At 63.8% G+C, this 16,755-nt stretch carries 22 protein-coding genes and 2 pseudogenes; 5 read left to right on the forward strand and 19 right to left on the reverse strand.

The window, feature by feature from the left end; all coding sequences use genetic code 11:
* The first annotated feature begins 69 nt into the window (after positions 1-69).
* Positions 70-828, forward strand: coding sequence for a GntR family transcriptional regulator (locus tag P6U27_RS21555; RefSeq protein ID WP_122403786.1), 759 nt, complete (start codon positions 70-72; stop codon positions 826-828).
* Here P6U27_RS21555 and P6U27_RS21560 read toward each other — a convergent pair.
* Entirely contained in the window at positions 825-1,241 is a 417-nt protein-coding gene (locus P6U27_RS21560) for a nuclear transport factor 2 family protein (protein WP_407192551.1), read from the reverse strand. The genes P6U27_RS21555 and P6U27_RS21560 overlap by 4 nt on opposite strands.
* A 148-nt stretch (positions 1,242-1,389) precedes the next feature.
* On the opposite strand from P6U27_RS21560, the gene P6U27_RS21565 reads away from it, so the two are divergent.
* Together P6U27_RS21565 and P6U27_RS21570 are read left to right on the forward strand one after the other, a co-directional pair.
* The gene (locus P6U27_RS21565) at positions 1,390-2,631 is read left to right on the forward strand and encodes an amidohydrolase family protein (protein ID WP_407192552.1); all 1,242 of its coding nucleotides are present in this window, start codon (positions 1,390-1,392) and stop codon (positions 2,629-2,631) included.
* A 229-nt stretch (positions 2,632-2,860) separates the two neighbouring features.
* Positions 2,861-3,175 carry a hypothetical protein gene (locus tag P6U27_RS21570; RefSeq protein ID WP_407192553.1) on the forward strand — a complete coding sequence of 105 codons (315 nt, stop codon included), beginning with the start codon at positions 2,861-2,863 and terminating at the stop codon, positions 3,173-3,175.
* 52 nt (positions 3,176-3,227) lie between these two features.
* Here P6U27_RS21570 and P6U27_RS21575 read toward each other — a convergent pair.
* From P6U27_RS21575 to P6U27_RS21605, 7 genes and pseudogenes are all read right to left on the reverse strand, one after another.
* Positions 3,228-3,362 (reverse strand): annotated as a pseudogene (locus P6U27_RS21575) (NAD(P)-dependent oxidoreductase); the annotation flags it as partial.
* Positions 3,362-4,231: an ABC transporter substrate-binding protein gene (locus tag P6U27_RS21580; protein ID WP_407192554.1), complete on the reverse strand. Its 870-nt coding sequence runs from the start codon at positions 4,229-4,231 to the stop codon at positions 3,362-3,364. The gene P6U27_RS21580 and the pseudogene P6U27_RS21575, both read right to left, overlap by 1 nt.
* 24 nt (positions 4,232-4,255) lie before the next feature.
* Positions 4,256-4,939, reverse strand: a complete 684-nt coding sequence (locus P6U27_RS21585) for a 4-carboxy-4-hydroxy-2-oxoadipate aldolase/oxaloacetate decarboxylase (RefSeq protein ID WP_407192555.1) — start codon at positions 4,937-4,939, stop codon at positions 4,256-4,258.
* Entirely contained in the window at positions 4,936-5,649 is a 714-nt protein-coding gene (locus P6U27_RS21590) for a PIG-L deacetylase family protein (protein ID WP_122403792.1), read from the reverse strand. The genes P6U27_RS21585 and P6U27_RS21590 overlap by 4 nt, the downstream gene beginning before the upstream one ends.
* Positions 5,650-5,719: 70 nt before the next feature.
* Positions 5,720-6,604 carry an amidohydrolase family protein gene (locus P6U27_RS21595; RefSeq protein ID WP_407192556.1) on the reverse strand — a complete coding sequence of 295 codons (885 nt, stop codon included), beginning with the start codon at positions 6,602-6,604 and terminating at the stop codon, positions 5,720-5,722.
* A 31-nt stretch (positions 6,605-6,635) separates the two neighbouring features.
* A complete protein-coding gene (locus P6U27_RS21600; protein ID WP_129143156.1) occupies positions 6,636-7,346 on the reverse strand; it encodes a TetR/AcrR family transcriptional regulator in 711 nt (236 codons plus the stop codon).
* Positions 7,347-7,438: 92 nt separating this feature from the next.
* On the reverse strand, positions 7,439-8,560 hold the full coding sequence (locus P6U27_RS21605; protein WP_407192557.1) for a mechanosensitive ion channel family protein: 1,122 nt from the start codon (positions 8,558-8,560) through the stop codon (positions 7,439-7,441).
* A gap of 141 nt (positions 8,561-8,701) precedes the next feature.
* Between P6U27_RS21605 and P6U27_RS21610 the strand changes: the two genes are divergently transcribed.
* Entirely contained in the window at positions 8,702-9,952 is a 1,251-nt protein-coding gene (locus P6U27_RS21610) for a DUF763 domain-containing protein (protein ID WP_122403795.1), read from the forward strand.
* A gap of 34 nt (positions 9,953-9,986) precedes the next feature.
* Here the strand turns inward: P6U27_RS21610 and P6U27_RS21615 are convergent, their stop codons facing one another.
* The 10 genes and pseudogenes from P6U27_RS21615 to P6U27_RS21660 all read right to left on the reverse strand — a co-directional run bounded on the left by P6U27_RS21615 (position 9,987) and on the right by P6U27_RS21660 (position 14,813).
* Positions 9,987-10,229: a hypothetical protein gene (locus P6U27_RS21615; RefSeq protein WP_122403796.1), complete on the reverse strand. Its 243-nt coding sequence runs from the start codon at positions 10,227-10,229 to the stop codon at positions 9,987-9,989.
* A gap of 39 nt (positions 10,230-10,268) precedes the next feature.
* The gene (locus P6U27_RS21620) at positions 10,269-10,532 is read right to left on the reverse strand and encodes a hypothetical protein (protein ID WP_129143154.1); all 264 of its coding nucleotides are present in this window, start codon (positions 10,530-10,532) and stop codon (positions 10,269-10,271) included.
* Positions 10,533-10,547: 15 nt separating this feature from the next.
* Complete coding sequence (locus P6U27_RS21625; protein WP_122403798.1) at positions 10,548-10,775, reverse strand: hypothetical protein; 228 nt, start codon at positions 10,773-10,775, stop codon at positions 10,548-10,550.
* 1 nt (position 10,776) lies between these two features.
* Complete coding sequence (locus tag P6U27_RS21630) at positions 10,777-10,977, reverse strand: hypothetical protein (RefSeq protein ID WP_122406730.1); 201 nt, start codon at positions 10,975-10,977, stop codon at positions 10,777-10,779.
* Positions 10,978-10,991: 14 nt separating this feature from the next.
* Positions 10,992-11,177 (reverse strand): hypothetical protein, encoded by a 186-nt coding sequence (locus tag P6U27_RS21635; RefSeq protein ID WP_129143153.1) that lies wholly within the window; start codon positions 11,175-11,177, stop codon positions 10,992-10,994.
* A gap of 35 nt (positions 11,178-11,212) precedes the next feature.
* Positions 11,213-11,641: a CBS domain-containing protein gene (locus tag P6U27_RS21640; RefSeq protein WP_407192558.1), complete on the reverse strand. Its 429-nt coding sequence runs from the start codon at positions 11,639-11,641 to the stop codon at positions 11,213-11,215.
* Positions 11,642-11,711: 70 nt separating this feature from the next.
* Positions 11,712-12,173, reverse strand: a complete 462-nt coding sequence (locus tag P6U27_RS21645; protein WP_407192559.1) for a DUF2267 domain-containing protein — start codon at positions 12,171-12,173, stop codon at positions 11,712-11,714.
* A 130-nt stretch (positions 12,174-12,303) separates the two neighbouring features.
* A pseudogene (locus tag P6U27_RS21650) lies at positions 12,304-13,517 on the reverse strand (cytochrome P450).
* Positions 13,518-13,621: 104 nt separating this feature from the next.
* Positions 13,622-13,945, reverse strand: a complete 324-nt coding sequence (locus tag P6U27_RS21655; RefSeq protein WP_122403802.1) for a hypothetical protein — start codon at positions 13,943-13,945, stop codon at positions 13,622-13,624.
* 94 nt (positions 13,946-14,039) lie between these two features.
* Positions 14,040-14,813, reverse strand: coding sequence for a ferredoxin--NADP reductase (locus P6U27_RS21660; protein WP_129143149.1), 774 nt, complete (start codon positions 14,811-14,813; stop codon positions 14,040-14,042).
* 157 nt (positions 14,814-14,970) lie between these two features.
* On the opposite strand from P6U27_RS21660, the gene P6U27_RS21665 reads away from it, so the two are divergent.
* Positions 14,971-16,167 carry an amidohydrolase family protein gene (locus P6U27_RS21665; RefSeq protein ID WP_407192560.1) on the forward strand — a complete coding sequence of 399 codons (1,197 nt, stop codon included), beginning with the start codon at positions 14,971-14,973 and terminating at the stop codon, positions 16,165-16,167.
* A 114-nt stretch (positions 16,168-16,281) separates the two neighbouring features.
* Here P6U27_RS21665 and P6U27_RS21670 read toward each other — a convergent pair whose 3' ends face one another.
* Complete coding sequence (locus P6U27_RS21670; protein ID WP_122403805.1) at positions 16,282-16,737, reverse strand: MarR family winged helix-turn-helix transcriptional regulator; 456 nt, start codon at positions 16,735-16,737, stop codon at positions 16,282-16,284.
* Positions 16,738-16,755: the final 18 nt, after the last annotated feature.

Below are 16,755 nucleotides of genomic sequence, written 5' to 3' on the forward strand. Positions count from 1 at the left end.
TGCAATTCGAGCGCTGAATTGACGCGAGCCTATGCTAAAGAGAGATCTCACCTCGTATGGGATTCGCTGATGCCGGCGCGCGCGAGCAGCAGGACTTCTGAATCATCGGACAAGGTCAGCGTGATCTGCCGCGCGTTGCGGCGCGCCATCATCGAGCAGGCGCTGGAGCCCGGCGCAAAGCTGCCCGAGGACGCGCTCGGCGAGCGCTTTGGCGTCAGCCGCACCATTGCCCGCCACGCGCTGGGCCAACTCGCCGCCGAAGGTCTCGTCGAGCTCCGCCGCAACCGGATCGCGGTGGTGGCGACGCCGAGCTGGCAGGAGGCGCGCGACGCATTCGACATCCGCATCGAGCTCGAACGTCTCGTCGTGCGTCAGCTCGCGGGCAAGCTGACCAAGGCGCAGATCGCCGAGCTGAACGCCCATGTCGACGCCGAGGATCGCGCCCGCGGCGGCACGGATGCGGTCTCGATCCGGCTCGCGACCGAATTCCACATCCTGCTCGCGCATATGACGAACAGCCCGATCCTGGTGCGCTATGTCAGCGAGGTCGCCTATCGCTGCTGCCTGACGCTGTCGCTCTACAGCCGGCCGCATTCCACCGAATGCGCCATCAACGAGCATCGCGCCATTATATCAGCGCTGGCCAAGGGCGACGCGGCCAAGGTGATGGAACTGATGCATCATCACCTCGATTCCGTGGCCAATCGCGCGCTGGTCGCTCCGACTCCGCAGCGCGGCCGTGATCTGCTCGATATTCTGGCGCCCTATGCCGACGAGGTGACGAGCGACCGCGTCGTCAAGCTGCCGAAAATCGCGCGGAGGGGCTAAGCCTCGATGCCGCGCTGAACGAGGATGCGCTCGGCGCTGTCATTCCAGACATCCATCTTGACGATCTGCCCGCCCCGGACGACGAAGCGGTCGACATAGCGGTTGCCCTCGAACGGCGTACCGTCCATCCATTCGCCGTAGAGCGTGCCGACACTGTAGACGACGGTCTCCTCCGCACCGGGGCAGACGTCGAAGCGGTCCATCTTCTTCTTGACCCAGCGATATCGTTTCGCATTGAAGCCGGTCGGCCCACGCGGATGATCGAACTCGCGTCCGCCGGTGAACGTGATCACCGTCCCCGGCTTCATGTAAGCCACCGCTGCGTCGGGATCGGGTATCATCGAAGCCGTGAGATAGGCCTCCACGATTTCGGCGTCGGTCACCGGACGTTCGGCTTTGGCGGGCACGGACATGGCGGGTTCTCCAGAGTGCCGGCATTCTACAATTCAGCCCTCAAAGTGCATGCATATTTTTTGAACAATCCGACACCCCGACTGCACACATTCTGGAGCTGCCTGCTGCCACGGCTTCCGCTAGGCTGCCGCAGTTGAATTCCACGCCATGCTGACCCAGAGCTCCCTAGACCTGATCTTCCGCAACGCGCTGTTGCGATCATCCGCCGCACCCCTCGATATCGGCGTGAAGGGCGGACGTATCGCAGCGATCGAGCCCCACCTCGCCTGCGAGGCTGTCGAGATCGATCTCAGTGGGCATCTCGCCCTGCCCGGGTTCGTCGACACGCACATCCATCTCGACAAGGCCTGCCTGCTCGGCCGCTGCGCGCACGATCACGGCAGCCTCTCGGAAGCGATCCGCGCCGTTGCCGGGATGAAGAAGGATTTCACGGTCGAGGACGTCTACGCGCGCGGCGCAAAAGTGCTCGAACGCGCCATCGTCCACGGCACGACGCGGATGCGAACGCATGTCGAGATGGACCCGCGCATCGGCTTGCGCGGCTTCGAGGCGGTGAAGGCGCTTCAGCGCGACTACGCCTGGGCGATCGATCTGGAGCTCTGCGTCTTCCCGCAGGAAGGCCTGACCAACGATCCCGGAGCCGAGGAGTTGCTGATCCAGGCGCTGCGCGACGGTGGTGAGGTCATCGGCGGCTGTCCCTACATGGACGCCGACCCAAATGCGCATCTCGCGCGCGTCTTCGATCTCGCTGAGGAATTCGACGTCGATGTCGACCTGCATCTCGATTTCGATCTCGACCCCACCTGGTGGCATCTCGATGAGGTTTGCCGCCAGACCGGGCGGCGCAACTACGGGGGACGTGTGGCGATCGGCCACGCGACAAAACTCTCCGCACTGCCGCCGGAGCGTATGAAGGCCGCCACCGCGCAGCTGGCAAAGGCCGGCATCGCCGTCACCGTGCTGCCCGCGACCGATCTCTATCTGATGGGGCGCGAAGCTCCCTGCAACGCGCCACGCGGGCTGACGCTTGCACACAAGCTCGCGGGCGACGGCGTCGTGTGCTCGATCGCGACCAACAACGTGCTCAACCCCTTCACGCCGTTCGGCGATGCCTCGCTGCTGCGGATGGCGAATTTCTACGCAAATGTCGCGCACGCCTCGGTGAGCGATTTCGACACCTGCCTCGATCTCGTGACCGAGCTCCCGGCCCGGCTGATGAACCTCAGCGATTACGGTATCAAGGTCGGCAATCCCGCCGATCTCATCGTGCTCGATACAAAGGACAGCCGCTTCGCTATCGGTGAGCTGCCCGATGTCCTGATGGGCTTCAAGGGCGGCCGGCAGACATTTGCGCGGCAGCGGCCCACCCTGTTCAGTCCGAAGAGGTGAGAGCGGTTCCGCTGGATATCCCGGGATCGCGTGACACTGCACGCGGAACGTTCCGAATTGGTCATTACGGCGTCGTACGAGCGGTCCCCGCAGTTCGATTTTACCGCCGGCTCGAGCCTACCGAAGTCGGTAGAATCCCGGACCGTAGCCCAACGCATTGCGAGGCTGGCCACGCCGACCATAACTACGGCCTGCACTGACCATATGCGTTCAGTGGGGAAGTAGGGGTATGTTCAGCGCATTCAGCAGCATCGATGATGATTCCGTCCCGGCCCGTACACCCACCGATTCGGCGGTGAAGCGGCTCGACGGCATCGGCCATGTTCTCTCGGGTCTCGATATCACGGCGATCCAGACGCAGGCCGACGTGAACCGTACGCTCTGGACGCTCGATGCCGCCAACAAATGCGTTCGCGCCGTGCTAGCGGAATTCCGCACACAACAGGCCACGGAACAGCTCGTCCGCAAATCCAGAAATCTGATCGACCTGATCGAACGCGCGCGCGACCAGGTCGTGAGCTTTCGGGTCTTGGCACGATCTTGATCTGATTACTCGGTGCGATTGATCTTGGCGAGGATCCGGTCCGCCTCGGTTCGCCCTGCTCGCCACCGAGCTTGATGTCGTAGGCGGCCACCTTGATGTCCTGCTGACGCAAATCCTCGGCCAGAATCCTGCCGACCTCGCCATAGCCGACCAGCCCTGTCTGCCAGCGCCTGGGATCATCTGCCATCAGTTCAATCCTCGCGTCGTCACATCGAAAAGCTCTTCGACCGCGTAGCACCGCGGAATCAGCGCCTGCTGAAACGCATAGTCGACGATCAGCTCGAGCGGCTTCCTAATGGCCTCGATCCCGAACGGGACGAGGTCGGGTGTTGCCGCAGGTCCTGCCTGCTCCTTGTTCCGCTTGAGCAGATCATAAACGCCCGCGACCACATCGGGGCGCGATTTCGCGAGTTGCTCGGTCACGACCACCAGATGATTGACCGGCACGGCGCCGCGCCGCGCGTACCATTTGGCGGCCTCGCCGGCGGGATCAGGAAACAGCGGCTTCAGCTTGGGATGATCCGAGGTCTCGCCGAGCGCGGCGTCGAGCTCGCCGTCGAGCAGCATCTGGAGAATCTTCTTGTCCTTCGGCGCGCGCTCGGTGCTGTCGACATATTCGGCGACATGGGGATCCTCGAACGTCACCCATTTGACCTTGTCGAGATTGACGCCGTAGTCGTTGGCAAGGATGCCCCTGATCCAGGCCCCCGTCGTGGTCGTGAAGGAGCGGATGCCGACGCGCTTGCCTTCGAGATCGGTCGGCCGCAGCGTTCGATGCGCGGGGTTGTACAGCGCATGGGAATGCTGAAAGCGGCCGAGCATGGTTGCCGGCAGCAGCACCAATGGCTTGCCGTGGGCTTTCGCCATCAGATAGGTGACGATCGCCATCTCGCAGACGTCGAAGGCTTGCTCGCGCACCATCGGTTTGAACGCCGCGTTGGTTGGCGTGTACTCGACAAAGTCGAGATCGAAGAGGTCGGAGCGGAGTTCGCCGCTCTTCACCGCCTTGACGTGAGGGTGACCACCGAGCACGGTCTTCAACTTGAGACGATCCATGCACCCGCTCCGCTTCCCGTCGCTTCAGACGTCCTCGGGATTGTCGACATAGACGAGGCCGACCTTCGCCAGTGCCTCGCGCATGCCGTACATGTCGAGGCCGAGCTCGCCCGAGGCCAGCCGCGTGCGCTTGCCTGCTTCACCCGCGTTGCGCTTCTTCGCCTTCTCGGCGACTTCAGGAGCATAGCGTTTCGCGACCACCACCACGCCGTCATCATCGGCCACGACGATGTCGCCGGGATCGACGTTGACGCCGGCGCAGACCACGGGGACGTTGACCGAGCCGGGCGTGGCCTTCACCGTGCCCTTGGCCGAGATAGCGCGGGACCACACCGGAAATTTCATCTCGTGCAGCGCTTTGACATCGCGGCAGCCGGCATCGATGATCAGCCCCTGCACGCCGCGGGCCTGGAGCGAGGTGGCGAGCAGCTCGCCGAACATGCCGTCGGTATTATCGGTGGTGCAGCCGACGACGAGGATGTCGCCCTTCCTGCACTGCTCGACCGCGACATGGATCATCCAGTTGTCGCCGGGTTGCGCCAGCACGGTGACGGCGGGACCGGCGATCGACGCGCCTGCCCAGACGGGGCGCAAGTAAGGCTTCATCAGGCCAATGCGGCCATAGGCCTCGTGCACGGTCGAGACGCCGTACTCCGCCATTGCGGCGGGATCGGCGCGCTTGATGTTGCGAACGACGACCGACTTCATGCCAGTTCCTCCGCAACCGTCGGAAACAGGCGCTGATAAGCCTCGCCATAGGTCATGGGCACGCCGGTGTTGCGGCTGCCCTGGATGCCGCGGTTGAGCGCAACGCGTTCGTAATAGCCCCAGAGATGCTTCTGCGCGGCGAGGATCTGGAACGCCTCGTGCTTCTCGTTCCAGACCTCGTCGATCTTGAGGATCGTGTCGGGCTTGTAGTTGCACTGCTCGGGCTGGTGCGGCTCGAACAGGAACACCGGCGGTGCCGAATATTTGTACTGCGCGCCGGGCTTATGGCCCATCGCCTGCGCGACCACGCGCGTCTCCTGCGCGAAATGCGCCGCGTTCGGATGGTCGAAATTATAGGGGTCCTCCAGCGCGTGCGTCAGCACGAAGCTCGGATTGAGCTCCCGGTAGATGTCGACCATGCGATCGAAGTGTGCCTCGGTGAGCTTGAGCGGATAATCGCCGCAGTCGAAGAACTCGATTTCGGCACCAAGCAGCTTTGCGGCGCGCTCCGCCTCGTCCCTGCGGCCGGCCTTGACCGATTCCAGCGTCGCGCCCTTCTCCTTCCAGGCGAACTGACTCTCGCCGCGCTCGCCGAAGGACAAGCAGACGATCTTCATGCGATAGCCCTTCTTCGCATGCAGCGCGATGGCGCCGCCGGCGCGCCAGACGAAATCGCCCGGATGAGCGGTGATCACGAGACCTGTTTTCATGGGTCACTCCTTTGGTAGCCGTTGGCCGGCGTCCCCTGCGGCGCGCCGCTTCTCGATCTCAGCAACGTCGTCATGCCTCGAACTCGAACAGGCGCGCGGGATTGTCGACGAGGATCTTGTTCTGGAACTCCGGCTCCGGCGCGAACAACGGAATCAGGTCGACGAGGTCACCGTCATTCGGCATCACCTTGACGTTGGGATGCGGCCAATCGGTGCCCCAGACGACGCGATCCGGCGCGGTCTCGATGATCTTTCGCGCGAACGGCACCGCGTCGGTGAACGGCGAACCGCGCGAGGACACCCGCTCCGGGCCGCAGATCTTGACCCAGCACTTCTCATCGCGCTGCATCAGCTCGATCAGAATCCTGAACGGCAATTGATCGAGCCCTTCCGACGCCTTCACCCGGCCCATATGGTCGATGGTGTAGCGCAGCGGCAGCCTGGTCAGCATGTTGGCATATTCCGGCAGGTCGATCGCATCGAAATGCAGATCGACGTGCCAGCCGAGCGGCGTGACCATCGCGATGATGCGGTCGAACACGCGCTTGTCGGGAACGCCGCCGAGATGGCGGACGAAATTGAAGCGGCAGCCGCGGAAGCCGCCCTCGTGCAGCACGCGAAGCCCGCGCTCGGTGATGCTGTCGTCGATATTGGCGACCGCCCGATAGGCGCCGTTGCTCTGCGCGATGGCATCGAGCGCCACCCTGTTGTCGGTGCCGTGCACGCTGGCATTGACGATGACGGCGCGCTCGACGCCGAGCTTGGCGTGCAACGCGCGGAAATCCTCCAGCGGCGCATCCGGCGGCGTGTAGGAGCGGTCCGGCGCGTAAGGATATTTCGCGCCGGGCCCGAAGATGTGGCAATGCGCATCGCACGACAGTTTCGGCAGCTTGAACGTCGGCCTGCGCGTGTTCGGATCGGGCGGCGGAATGGTCGGCGTGTACATCATCGTCATCGGGTGAACCGCCGAAGCGAGATCGCTTGCTTCAAGTTTTGCTGCTGAGGGCCGGCCGCCGCCGCGCCGGCGCCGTCTGATCCAGCGCCGGCGCCTGGAAGGCGGCGACGGTGGCCTGCACCAATTGCTCGATGGCGCCCGCGGCATCACTGCCGTCGGCCTCGCCGCGCGACAGGCGCGACACGCGCTCCGGCGTCACCAGCGAATAATAGAGTGCACCGAGCAGGAAATGGCTGCGCCAGACGATGTCGGCGCGCGGGATGTGCGGCAGGCTCTCATGGATCGCGTCGATGAAGGCATGGCTGGTGTCGTCAAAGGTCTGCGCGATGATCTTTCGCGCGACCTCGTTGCCCTCCGCGGACATCACCGCGCGCAGCCGCGTGAAGCGCGCACCACCACCGGCAAGATCGCTGCCCGAGGTGAACGCCGGCACCACATAGGCGCGCACGATCGCCTCTAACCGGTCCTGAAGATCGCGCACGCGCCTGGCGGCGGCGAGCAGCTCGGAACGGCGCAGATTCATCGGCCCGCAATGGCGCCGATAGATCTCCAGCAGCAGGCCGTCCTTGGTCTTGAAGTGGTAAGTGACGCTGCCCGGATTAGCCCCTGCGGCCTGCGCGATGTCGCGTACCGAGACGGCGTTGAAGCCGTTGATGGCGAACAGCTCCTCGGCCGCGGCGAGGATCGCCTCGCGCATGTTCGGCTTGCGGGCCGTCTCCTTGCTGGTGGATTTGCGGACCATGGGATTTGTACTATCGTACAAAAGATAAGGTCTCGTCAACAAAAACCGTCGGCAATGGCAGGACGGTCCAGCAACGGGCCTGGGCCGTTCAGTTATGGACCCGCGCCGGCATTTGCTCCGGCGGTGCGGGTCCGTCGCACCAAATCGGCATCATCGTCGCCCGACGGGATCAGGATCGCGCGCTCGCGCGGCAGCGCCTCCGGCATCTCGTCGCGGATGAAGGCCACGAGCTTCTCCCTGATCTCGCAGCGCAGGTCCCAGGATTGCGGTGCATTCCGCGCGCTGACCAGCGCGCGGAGCTCGATGGCGCGCGGATCCGCGTCGATCACCTGCAGATTCACCACCGCACCGTCCCAGAGTTTTGACTCCTTCACCGCGCTTTCCAGCCAGCGCCGGATGCGCGGCACGTCGGCGCGATAATCGACGTGGAGCGCGATCACGCCGATCAGGGATGCGGTGTCGCGCGTCCAGTTCTGGAACGGCTTTTCGATGAAATAGGACAGCGGCACCACCATGCGGCGCCAGTCCCACAGCCGGATCACGACATAGGTCGAGGCGATGTCCTCGACCCAGCCCCATTCGTTCTCGATGATCACGGCGTCCTCGATGCGGATCGGCTGGGTGATCGCGATCTGCAAGCCCGCGATCAGATTGCTCAGCAGCGGCCGCGCGGCAAGACCGACGATGATGCCGGCCGCGCCGGCGGAGGCGAACAGGCTGACGCCATATTGCCTCACCGAGTCGAACGTCATCAGCGCGGTCGACGCCGTGATGATGACGATGATGGTGTCGGTGACGCGCTTGAATACGCGCACTTGCGTGACGTGCTTGCGCGCGATGAAGTTCTCTGTGACGTCGCGAAAGTTCTGCAGATAGCGCGCCGCGCTCATGTCGACGATCCGGATGGAGATCCAGCCGGTCAGGGCGATGAAGAACACGACGAACAGGCGCGTCAGCGGGGTGCGGATCATGTCGTCGAGCGGCGCAAGCGGCAGCACCAGCGCGACCGCGGCAAGGCAGAGCGCCATTTGCGCCGGGCCTGCCGTACGCTGGATGAACACACGCAAGAGCGGAAGACGGGTTCCGAAGGTGCGGTTGAGCAGCCAGGCCGCGACCCGGTGCGCGAACAGCGCGACGATGATCGCACCGGCAACCAGACTGAGACCGATGAACCATGACGGTATCCAACCAAACATCCCGTCGATGTCGGCCATGAGACCCTGCCAATTCATGAGTGTCCCCGTAATGCATTCCGTCAGCGTTCAACGCGTTGCGGCGAGCTTCGCTCCCCGGCCTCGCGCAACGCGGCATCCCACTGGTGCAACCGTCGCCGGAATGCGCTAGCTTGGCTACCCATGACTCGACGCACCGGCAGCGCTGATCTTCCTCTTCACACCGGACGAGTTCCGCCGTGGCTGGCGAGCCGCATGTCCTCGCTGGGGGCGATCGTCACCCAAGCGATCGTGCATCATTACGGCCGCGATGCGTTTCTCCAGCGCCTGTCGCATCCGTTCTGGTTCCAGTCGTTCGGCGCCGTGATGGGGATGGACTGGCACTCTTCCGGCATCACCACCTCCGTGATCGGCGCATTGAAGCGTGGGCTCGGACCGCTTCAGGACGAGCTCGGGATTTACGTCTGTGGCGGCCGAGGTCAGCATTCGCGCAAGACGCCGGATGAGCTGTTGCAACTCGGCGACCGCGTCGGATTCGACGGCATCAAGCTGACCCGTGCCAGCCGCCTGGTGGCCAAGGTCGACAGCGCCGCGGTCCAGGACGGCTTTGACCTCTACCTCCACGGCTTCTTCGTTACCGCCGACGGCAAATGGACGGTGGTGCAGCAGGGCATGAATGGCGACAAGCGGCAGGCGCGACGCTATCACTGGCATTCCGAGGCGCTGAAGAGCTTTGTCGATACGCCGCACAGCGCAATTGACGGGCCGCAACAGGGGGAGATCGTCAATCTCACCGATCATCGCGCCGATATTTCCCGGGCGGCGCAGGTCGAGCTGCTCTCCGATCTCGGCCCCGACCGCATCATCTCCGAATTCGAACGGCTCATGGAGGCCGAGTCCACGCCGGCACAAGGCACGCTGCCGCACCTGATCATGCCCGCACATCACGACGTCCGTCCCAAGGACGTGTTCGCGCGCCGCCTGCACGGCACGCTCGCCGCCGCGGCCGAGCGTGGCCCGGTCGATTTTCCGGAGCTGCTGCTGACGCCTGGCGTCGGAGCGCGCACCGTGCGCTCGCTCGCGATGGTCGCGGAGGTCGTACACGGCGCGCCCTATCGCTTCGGAGATCCCGCGCGCTTCTCGCTCGCCCATGGCGGCAAGGACCGACATCCCTACCCCGTTCCGATCAAGGTCTATGACGAGACCATTCGGGTGCTGAAGGGCGCGATCCAGAACGCGAAGCTCGGACGCGAGGAGGAGATGCAGGCGATCAAGCGCCTCGACGATCAGGCGCGACGGCTGGAGCGCACCGCACAGGGCCCTTCGGTTGCGGATTTCATCGCGGGTGAACGTGCGGCCTCACCGGATCTGGACGGCCGCTCGGTGTTCGGCTGGGAGCGCGATCTTATGCCCACAAAAAAGCGGACCGGCTGAACACCGGTCCGCAAGTTGGCGGGAGGAACCCCTCTCAGGTCTCGTCGGTCTCCGGCTCCTCCTCGAGCCGATTGGCCGCGTGATCCTGATACTGCTCGGTCTGGATGAACTTGCTGTCCATGCCACGAATGTCCGAATGCTGGGCCTTGTCGCGGTTGGACAGGACCATGTTGTCGCCGATCTTGTCCTTGGGGACTTCGGCCATGGCGCCAGTACCGTCGCCCTTGCCATGCATGCCGGATCTGAAATGCGTCTTGCTGCCATGCCCACCTGGCATCGGTCTCTCCTCTTCTTGCAGTGGTCCAGCTCTGAAGGCTCAGTGCTTCTGTTGCGCTGGCGTCGGCTTCGGCGGCTTATGGCCGCGCTGACCGGGGTTGTTGTGCTTGTTGTGGTCGCTTTCCTGGTTGAGACCGCCGCGGCTCACCGCAAACTCGCTTTGACGCGCCTCCGGGTTGGCCCGATGAACGGGCGTGTCGCGGCGGTCATGACCGGCAGCCTGCTCGAGTTCTCGCGCATCGGGAACATCAGGCTTGCGCTCAAGGATGCGCACTTGCTGCTCATGGGTCTTCTTGCCCTGCATCGTGGGCCTCCAATCTTACCGTCCCCTTCGGGGCGAACCACTCCGCGCGACATCCTTGTCGATACCGCCACCGATGTTCACGTCGTTCTCGACGTCGCCTTCGATGGTGTTCTCGCCAAAGGTGTCCTCGAGATCGTCAGACGAGATGCCCGCCATCTTCGTCCCCTTCGATCCGCCGATCAGGGGATTGTCGCGCATGTCCTTTTCAGTCGGCGCGTACAGCTTGGGTTGCTTGTTGGTCATGTCACCTGCCTCCGCCCTTTCCGGCCTCATCGTGCCTATGATGGGAATCGCGCTCTCCCCCACCGCCGGAAATCCGGCTGTGGCTGCGCTGCGGATCATCCGCCGGCGGCTTCTTCACCTCCAGTGGCGACTTGGCGTTCTCATGCGACGCGCCGGGTCCGCCCTGGCGAATGCTGTTTGGTGTCTTGGTGGATGTCGACATGAATGTCATCCTCCTCAACGATCTTGCTGATAGCCTTGATTGGTCGTGTTCTGCTTGATGTTGCCTTGCTGTCCCTGCTGGTCCGGATTCTGCACACGCCGCTGACCGTGCGGCGTCTGGTCTGCGCGGACCTGCTTGCTGTCACCAGTTCCCTTGGGGCTCTGGTTGGCATCTGGGACGGGTGGCATCTTGCTGGCCATGGGACCTCCTCGTGGAAAGCGACGCCGTGGCGCCGTCAGTGCCGCTCCCGCGCAGCGGGTGCGGAGATGTCCTTCAACGCGTCTTGCGCGCACTCGTCATCTGTCCTGCTGATGTCTGCTAGTGCAACGACACCGACCAGGCGCTTCTGACGATTGATCACCGGGAGACGCCGGATCTGGTGCGTGGCCATGACCTGCGAAGCGCCTTCGACATCGTCGTCTTCGAAGCAATAACAGACGCCCTCGGACATTACTTCGCGTACGGACGTGTTGCCCGCCGCGCGTTCCTCCGCCACCGCGCGCGTGACGATGTCCCTGTCCGTGATCATGCCGATGAGGCGATCGTTCTCGCCCACCGGCAAGGCTCCGACGTCGTCGTCGCGCATCCAGCGGGAGGCTTCCCGTATGGTCATGTTGGGATCGGCAATGTGGACGGATGATGTCATGATCTCGTGAACTTGCATGCTGGATCTCCGGTCATCTTTCGGGGTATCCGTCTGCTAACGCCGGCCTCGTGGGGAGGTTTCTGTCGGCCTAGTGCGACATACTCCTCTGATCCGTCGTGCCGGGTTCCGCGCTCCAGATCGCCCGCACGTCCTCCGGCAAAGCTTCCCTGACCTTTTCGATCTGGCCCGCGGTCAAGTGCCAGGAGAGAACATTGAACACCGCACGTGCGGCATCCTCCGTATCGACCGGTCGCCCGAACTTCAGTTTCTCCGCGATCAGCTGAAGAAACTCTTCCAGCGATCGCACCCGGTTCGGCATCGCCGATGGCCGGAACTGATCATAGTACGCGCCGCGGACCAGCAGCGGCAGCTGTGATCCCAGATGCGCCGCAAGCTCCACCGGCAGGCGATCACGTATCGCGTGCAGCACGGCCGTCGTTACGCGCCACGACTGCTGATCGTCCAAACCGATTTGCTCGCTGATCTCGTTGAGCCAGAGATGCGTCGTCTGCGCCGTCTTGTCGAACACCGGAATCGCACTGGAACTCATTGTAAACCTCCGCTTCCGGATTTCGAGGTTTGGATCACAACAGGTGCGATCACGCACCGTTCCTGGCCGAGGCGCAAACTTCAGATGAAATTTGCACTCGGAACGAGCGCGATTCCGGAGTTGCGGCTCGTCAAGCGGCCCGCTGGGCAGACATCGCCGTCATAGCGTCGTCCAGAACCGGAAGCTTCTCGATCGCGCGAAGTCCCGGCCTGCGACGCCACCGAATTTGCGAAGGCTCGACAGCGAGCCGGAGTTTCGGCCAACGCACGAACAGCGCTTCCAGCGCGCAGGCCGCCTCGATGCGCGCGAGCTGATGGCCGAGGCAGAAATGGATACCCGTGCCGAACGAGATATGGCGGTTCGGCTTACGTTCGAGATCGAGGCTCTCGGGACGATCATGCATCGCCGGATCCATGTTCGCGGCGGCGAGCATCACCATGACGCGGTCGCCCTTCTTCAGGCGCACGCCTTCGACCTCGACGTCGCGCCGCACATAGCGCGGCTTGGAGAATTGCACCGGCGAGACGAAGCGCAGGAACTCCTCGACCGCAAGCCCGACGCGACTCCAGTCCTGTTCCAGCCAGTCGCGCAGCTCGGAATTCCTCAGCAGCTCGTAGACGGAACCGCTGATGAGATGCGTTGTGGTTTCCGATCCCGCCGCGAGCAACAGAAACACCATCGAGACCATTTCATCTGGCGTGATCTGGCTGCCTTCGCGCTCGACCTGGATCAGCTCGGCAATCAGGCCCTCGCCGCCCTGCACGCGCGCGATCTGCAGCTGCGGAACGCGAACAGCAAGCGGAAGAAGCTGAGGACATTCGTCAGCGACGACATCGCGTTCGCCCAGGCGATGAACTTTGGACGATCGGCCAGCGGCAAACCCAGCAGCTCCGAGATAACGGCGAGCGGCAGGATTCGCGCGTAGCGCTGGACGAGATCGGCCGGTCGCTCCTTCGCGAATAGCCGATCGGCGAGACCTTCGGCGATGGCACGAATTCGCGGCTCCATCGCGACAATCGCGCGGCGGCGAAAAGCTTCATCCACAATGCTACGCAGCCGCGTGTGATCCGGCTCGTCCATCGTCAGCATGTTGTTGGCGATGGTCCTGACGTATCTCGGCATCCACCAGCGCAAACCCGCGACGTCGCCATCCTCCTTGCGCAGCGTGAAGGTCGCGCTGTCCTTCAGGACCTGCGCGGCGGCGTCATGTGTCGTGGTAATCCAGACATCGCCAATGAGAGGAAATCGTGTCGCGACCACGGGGCCGGACATGCGTAGTGTCGCAATCACCTTGGGCGCATCGCGAAAGAAGGCCTCGCTGGTGAAATCGAGGCGCACGACCATGGCATCACCGGACTAATTGCTGCGATCTCACCCAGATGGCGGGTGGCTCGGCCGGAGCAAGGGGACATACCTGCGTCCCTACGGCGCAGATGCCGAGAAACCGGTTAACCCCGCCCGGGTGAACGCTGCCCGCTTTTGCGCTGTTGCTGCGTGTAGGCGTCCCAATGGCTCCAGCTGCCATTGCTGAGGCTTTGCAGATCGGTTGCGAGCGGACGGCGCGTGCGCTTGTCGTGATCGGCGATCGCGCGCTCCGACTGCGCGATCTTCCGCTTGAGCTCCGCGATCGACTTCTGGGTCTGTCCGTTCCGCTTCGATGAGGCGATCTCCCCCATCGTGAAGCGCGCGGTCTCCAGCGCCTTCAACTCGGCGCGATTCTTCTTCAACTGAACCCGGTGCCAGGCGATATTGCTGTCGCTGTCCGCAACCATGTGGGAACTCCGCTGATTCGCTCCCACATAGTATCAAGCGCCGAATCGGCGCCGCAACGCCCGCCAGAGGGCGAAAATGCGGTCTCTTTCGGGCTTAGCGCTCGGCGAAAGCCTTTTCGACCACGAACTGAGCGGGCTCGCCGTGGTTGCCTTCGACAAAGCCGCGCTCGGTCAGGAGCACGCGGGTATCCGCGACCAGCGCCGGGCTGCCGCAGATCATGACGCGGTCCCGGGCGGCTTCCAGCACCGGCAGGCCGATATCGGTGAACAGCTTGCCTGACGTGATGAGGTCGGTGATGCGGCCGCGGTTGCGGAAGGGATCGCGCGTCACGGTCGGATAGTAGATCAGCTGATTGCGGATGTACTCGCCGAGCAGCTCGTCCTTCGGCAAATGCTCGGTGATCATCTCGCCATAGGCGAGCTCCTTCACGTGCCGGCAGCCGTGCAGCAGCACGACCTTTTCGAAGCGCTCGTAGGTCTCGGGGTCCTTGATCACGCTCAGGAACGGCGCGAGACCAGTGCCGGTGCCGATGAGATAGAGGTTGCGTCCCTCTTCCAGGTTGTCGATCACCAGCGTGCCGGTGGCCTTGCGGCTGACGATGATCTCGTCGCCTTCTTTCAGGTGCTGGAGGCGCGAGGTCAGCGGACCGTCCGGCACCTTGATCGAGAAGAACTCCAGCGTGTCCTCGTAATTGGCGCTGGCGACGCTGTAGGCCCGCAGCAGCGGCTTCTCGCCGACCTTGAGCCCGATCATGGTGAACTCGCCGTTGCGGAAGCGGAAGGTCGGGCTGCGGGTGGTCTTGAAGGAGAACAGCGTATCGGTCCAGTGGTGGACGCTCAAAACGCTTTCCTGATTGAAATTGCTCATTTCACCCTTCCGTTTCGCTTCTGTGCGGTTCCGAGGCGGCCAGCTATGCGTCGTTTGTACACGATCATTTGTATACTAATGAATAATCCGGCTTGATCCCGCGGTCAAGGCTGCCCAAGATCGGAAGCGTTGCAGTTAGGAATAAGGAGCCCTTTCCATGGCGCATGACGCACCCCAGGCCGCCGGACCCTCGAAGCTCGTGATCCGAAATATCGGCCTGATCCTGTCCGGCGCCTTGGAAAAGCCGATCCTGGACGGCGACACCATCGTCGCCGAGAATGGCAAGATCAGCGCGATCGGCCGCTTCGAGGACGTCAACACCGAAGGCGCGACCACCATCGTCGACGCTAACGGCACCACGGCGGCGCCTGGACTGATCGACAGTCACGTTCACCCTGTCGCCGGCGACTGGACGCCGCGCCAGAACCAGATCAACTGGATCGACAGTTACCTCCATGGCGGCGTCACCACCATGATCTCCGCCGGCGAAGTCCACATGCCCGGCCGTCCCCGCGACGTCGTCGGCCTCAAGGCCATGGCCGTGTTCGCCCAGCGCGCGTTCTGGACCCTGCGTCCCGGCGGCGTGAAGGTTCACGCCGGCGCGCCGGTGATCGAATGCGAGATGGTCGAGGAAGACTTCAAGGAGATGGCCGCCAACGGCGTCAAGCTGCTCGGCGAGGTCGGCCTCGGCGGCGTGAAGGACGGCCCGACCGCACGAAAAATGGTCGGTTGGGCGCGCAAATACGGCATCCAGAGCACGATCCACACCGGCGGCCCCTCGATCCCTGGCTCCGGCCTGATCGACAAGGACGTGGTGCTGGAGGCCGACACCGACGTGGTCGGCCACATCAATGGCGGCCACACAGCCCTGCCTGATGACCAGATCCGCTGCATCTGCGAGGGCTGCAAGCGCGGCCTCGAACTGGTGCACAACGGCAATGAGCGCTCGGCCCTGTTCACGCTGCGCACCGCGCGCGAGATGGGCGACCTGCACCGCGTCATCCTCGGCACCGACGCCCCCGCCGGCTCCGGCGTGCAGCCGCTCGGCATCTTGCGCATGGTGTCGATGCTGTCCTCGCTCGGCGAGCTTCCGGCCGAGATCGCCTTTTGTCTCGCCACCGGCAACACCGCCCGGATGCGCGCGCTCGATTGCGGCCTCATTGAAGTCGGCCGTTCCGCCGACTTCGTCATCATGGACAAGGCGCAGCACTCGCCCGGCAAGAACATTCTGGAGAGCGTCCAGCTCGGCGACCTCCCCGGCATCGGTATGACCATCATCGACGGCATCGTGCGCACCCAGCGCAGCCGCAACACGCCGCCTGCCGGCAAGGTGCCGGAGGTGGTGGCGAAGTGACGGCACGTGCCGTCATTCCGGGGCACGCGTGAGCGCGAACCCGGAAATCTCGCGCAACAATCTCCGGATTCCGGGTTCACGCGCTCTGCGCGTGTCCCGGAATGACGGTGTCATTCACCTCAACTTATTGAGCAGCGCCATCAGCGTCTCGCGCTCCTTGGCGTCGAGCGGCGCCAGAGTTTCCCGCGTGATCGCCAGCGCATTCGGCGCCAACTTCTCCGCAAGCTGCAGTCCCGCGCGGGTCAGGCTGACCAGCAGGCGCCGTCCGTCATCGGGATCCTGGCTGGTCTCGGTCAGGCCGCGCGCGGTGAGACGATCGATCACGCCCTTGATGGTCGCGACGTCCATCGCCGTCAGGCGTCCGAGCTGATTCTGCGAGCACGGGCCGGTCTCGGCGAGCTTCGACAGTGCTGCCCATTGCGTCGGCGTGAGGTTGGTGCCGATGTCGCGGGCGAAGATCGAGCTGTGACGCTGCCAGACCTGGCGCAGGATGAAGCCGACCTGCTCGTCGAGCACGTAAGGCGGTTTCGACGGTTTGACGTTCTTCTTCGCCGCCACGCTTCTCGCCATCCGTTCGCAGCCCTTCCC

This window comes from Bradyrhizobium sp. STM 3566, assembly GCF_045571445.1.
Classification (GTDB): Bacteria; Pseudomonadota; Alphaproteobacteria; order Rhizobiales; family Xanthobacteraceae; genus Bradyrhizobium; species Bradyrhizobium vignae.

What these genes read in the sequence shown, in the direction of transcription:
- P6U27_RS21590 (WP_122403792.1), bottom strand. Translation starts at nt 5,649, where the DNA reads ATGAAAACAGGTCTCGTGATCACCGCTCATCCGGGCGATTTCGTCTGG.
- P6U27_RS21670 (WP_122403805.1), bottom strand. Translation starts at nt 16,737, where the DNA reads ATGGCGAGAAGCGTGGCGGCGAAGAAGAACGTCAAACCGTCGAAACCG.
- P6U27_RS21565 (WP_407192552.1), top strand. Translation starts at nt 1,390, where the DNA reads ATGCTGACCCAGAGCTCCCTAGACCTGATCTTCCGCAACGCGCTGTTG.
- P6U27_RS21635 (WP_129143153.1), bottom strand. Translation starts at nt 11,177, where the DNA reads ATGGCCAGCAAGATGCCACCCGTCCCAGATGCCAACCAGAGCCCCAAG.
- P6U27_RS21620 (WP_129143154.1), bottom strand. Translation starts at nt 10,532, where the DNA reads ATGCAGGGCAAGAAGACCCATGAGCAGCAAGTGCGCATCCTTGAGCGC.
- P6U27_RS21660 (WP_129143149.1), bottom strand. Translation starts at nt 14,813, where the DNA reads ATGAGCAATTTCAATCAGGAAAGCGTTTTGAGCGTCCACCACTGGACC.
- P6U27_RS21665 (WP_407192560.1), top strand. Translation starts at nt 14,971, where the DNA reads ATGGCGCATGACGCACCCCAGGCCGCCGGACCCTCGAAGCTCGTGATC.
- P6U27_RS21610 (WP_122403795.1), top strand. Translation starts at nt 8,702, where the DNA reads ATGACTCGACGCACCGGCAGCGCTGATCTTCCTCTTCACACCGGACGA.
- P6U27_RS21640 (WP_407192558.1), bottom strand. Translation starts at nt 11,641, where the DNA reads ATGCAAGTTCACGAGATCATGACATCATCCGTCCACATTGCCGATCCC.
- P6U27_RS21645 (WP_407192559.1), bottom strand. Translation starts at nt 12,173, where the DNA reads ATGAGTTCCAGTGCGATTCCGGTGTTCGACAAGACGGCGCAGACGACG.
- P6U27_RS21595 (WP_407192556.1), bottom strand. Translation starts at nt 6,604, where the DNA reads ATGACGATGATGTACACGCCGACCATTCCGCCGCCCGATCCGAACACG.
- P6U27_RS21600 (WP_129143156.1), bottom strand. Translation starts at nt 7,346, where the DNA reads ATGGTCCGCAAATCCACCAGCAAGGAGACGGCCCGCAAGCCGAACATG.
- P6U27_RS21585 (WP_407192555.1), bottom strand. Translation starts at nt 4,939, where the DNA reads ATGAAGTCGGTCGTCGTTCGCAACATCAAGCGCGCCGATCCCGCCGCA.
- P6U27_RS21570 (WP_407192553.1), top strand. Translation starts at nt 2,861, where the DNA reads ATGTTCAGCGCATTCAGCAGCATCGATGATGATTCCGTCCCGGCCCGT.
- P6U27_RS21655 (WP_122403802.1), bottom strand. Translation starts at nt 13,945, where the DNA reads ATGGTTGCGGACAGCGACAGCAATATCGCCTGGCACCGGGTTCAGTTG.
- P6U27_RS21605 (WP_407192557.1), bottom strand. Translation starts at nt 8,560, where the DNA reads ATGGCCGACATCGACGGGATGTTTGGTTGGATACCGTCATGGTTCATC.
- P6U27_RS21615 (WP_122403796.1), bottom strand. Translation starts at nt 10,229, where the DNA reads ATGCCAGGTGGGCATGGCAGCAAGACGCATTTCAGATCCGGCATGCAT.
- P6U27_RS21580 (WP_407192554.1), bottom strand. Translation starts at nt 4,231, where the DNA reads ATGGATCGTCTCAAGTTGAAGACCGTGCTCGGTGGTCACCCTCACGTC.
- P6U27_RS21625 (WP_122403798.1), bottom strand. Translation starts at nt 10,775, where the DNA reads ATGACCAACAAGCAACCCAAGCTGTACGCGCCGACTGAAAAGGACATG.
- P6U27_RS21560 (WP_407192551.1), bottom strand. Translation starts at nt 1,241, where the DNA reads ATGTCCGTGCCCGCCAAAGCCGAACGTCCGGTGACCGACGCCGAAATC.
- P6U27_RS21630 (WP_122406730.1), bottom strand. Translation starts at nt 10,977, where the DNA reads ATGTCGACATCCACCAAGACACCAAACAGCATTCGCCAGGGCGGACCC.
- P6U27_RS21555 (WP_122403786.1), top strand. Translation starts at nt 70, where the DNA reads ATGCCGGCGCGCGCGAGCAGCAGGACTTCTGAATCATCGGACAAGGTC.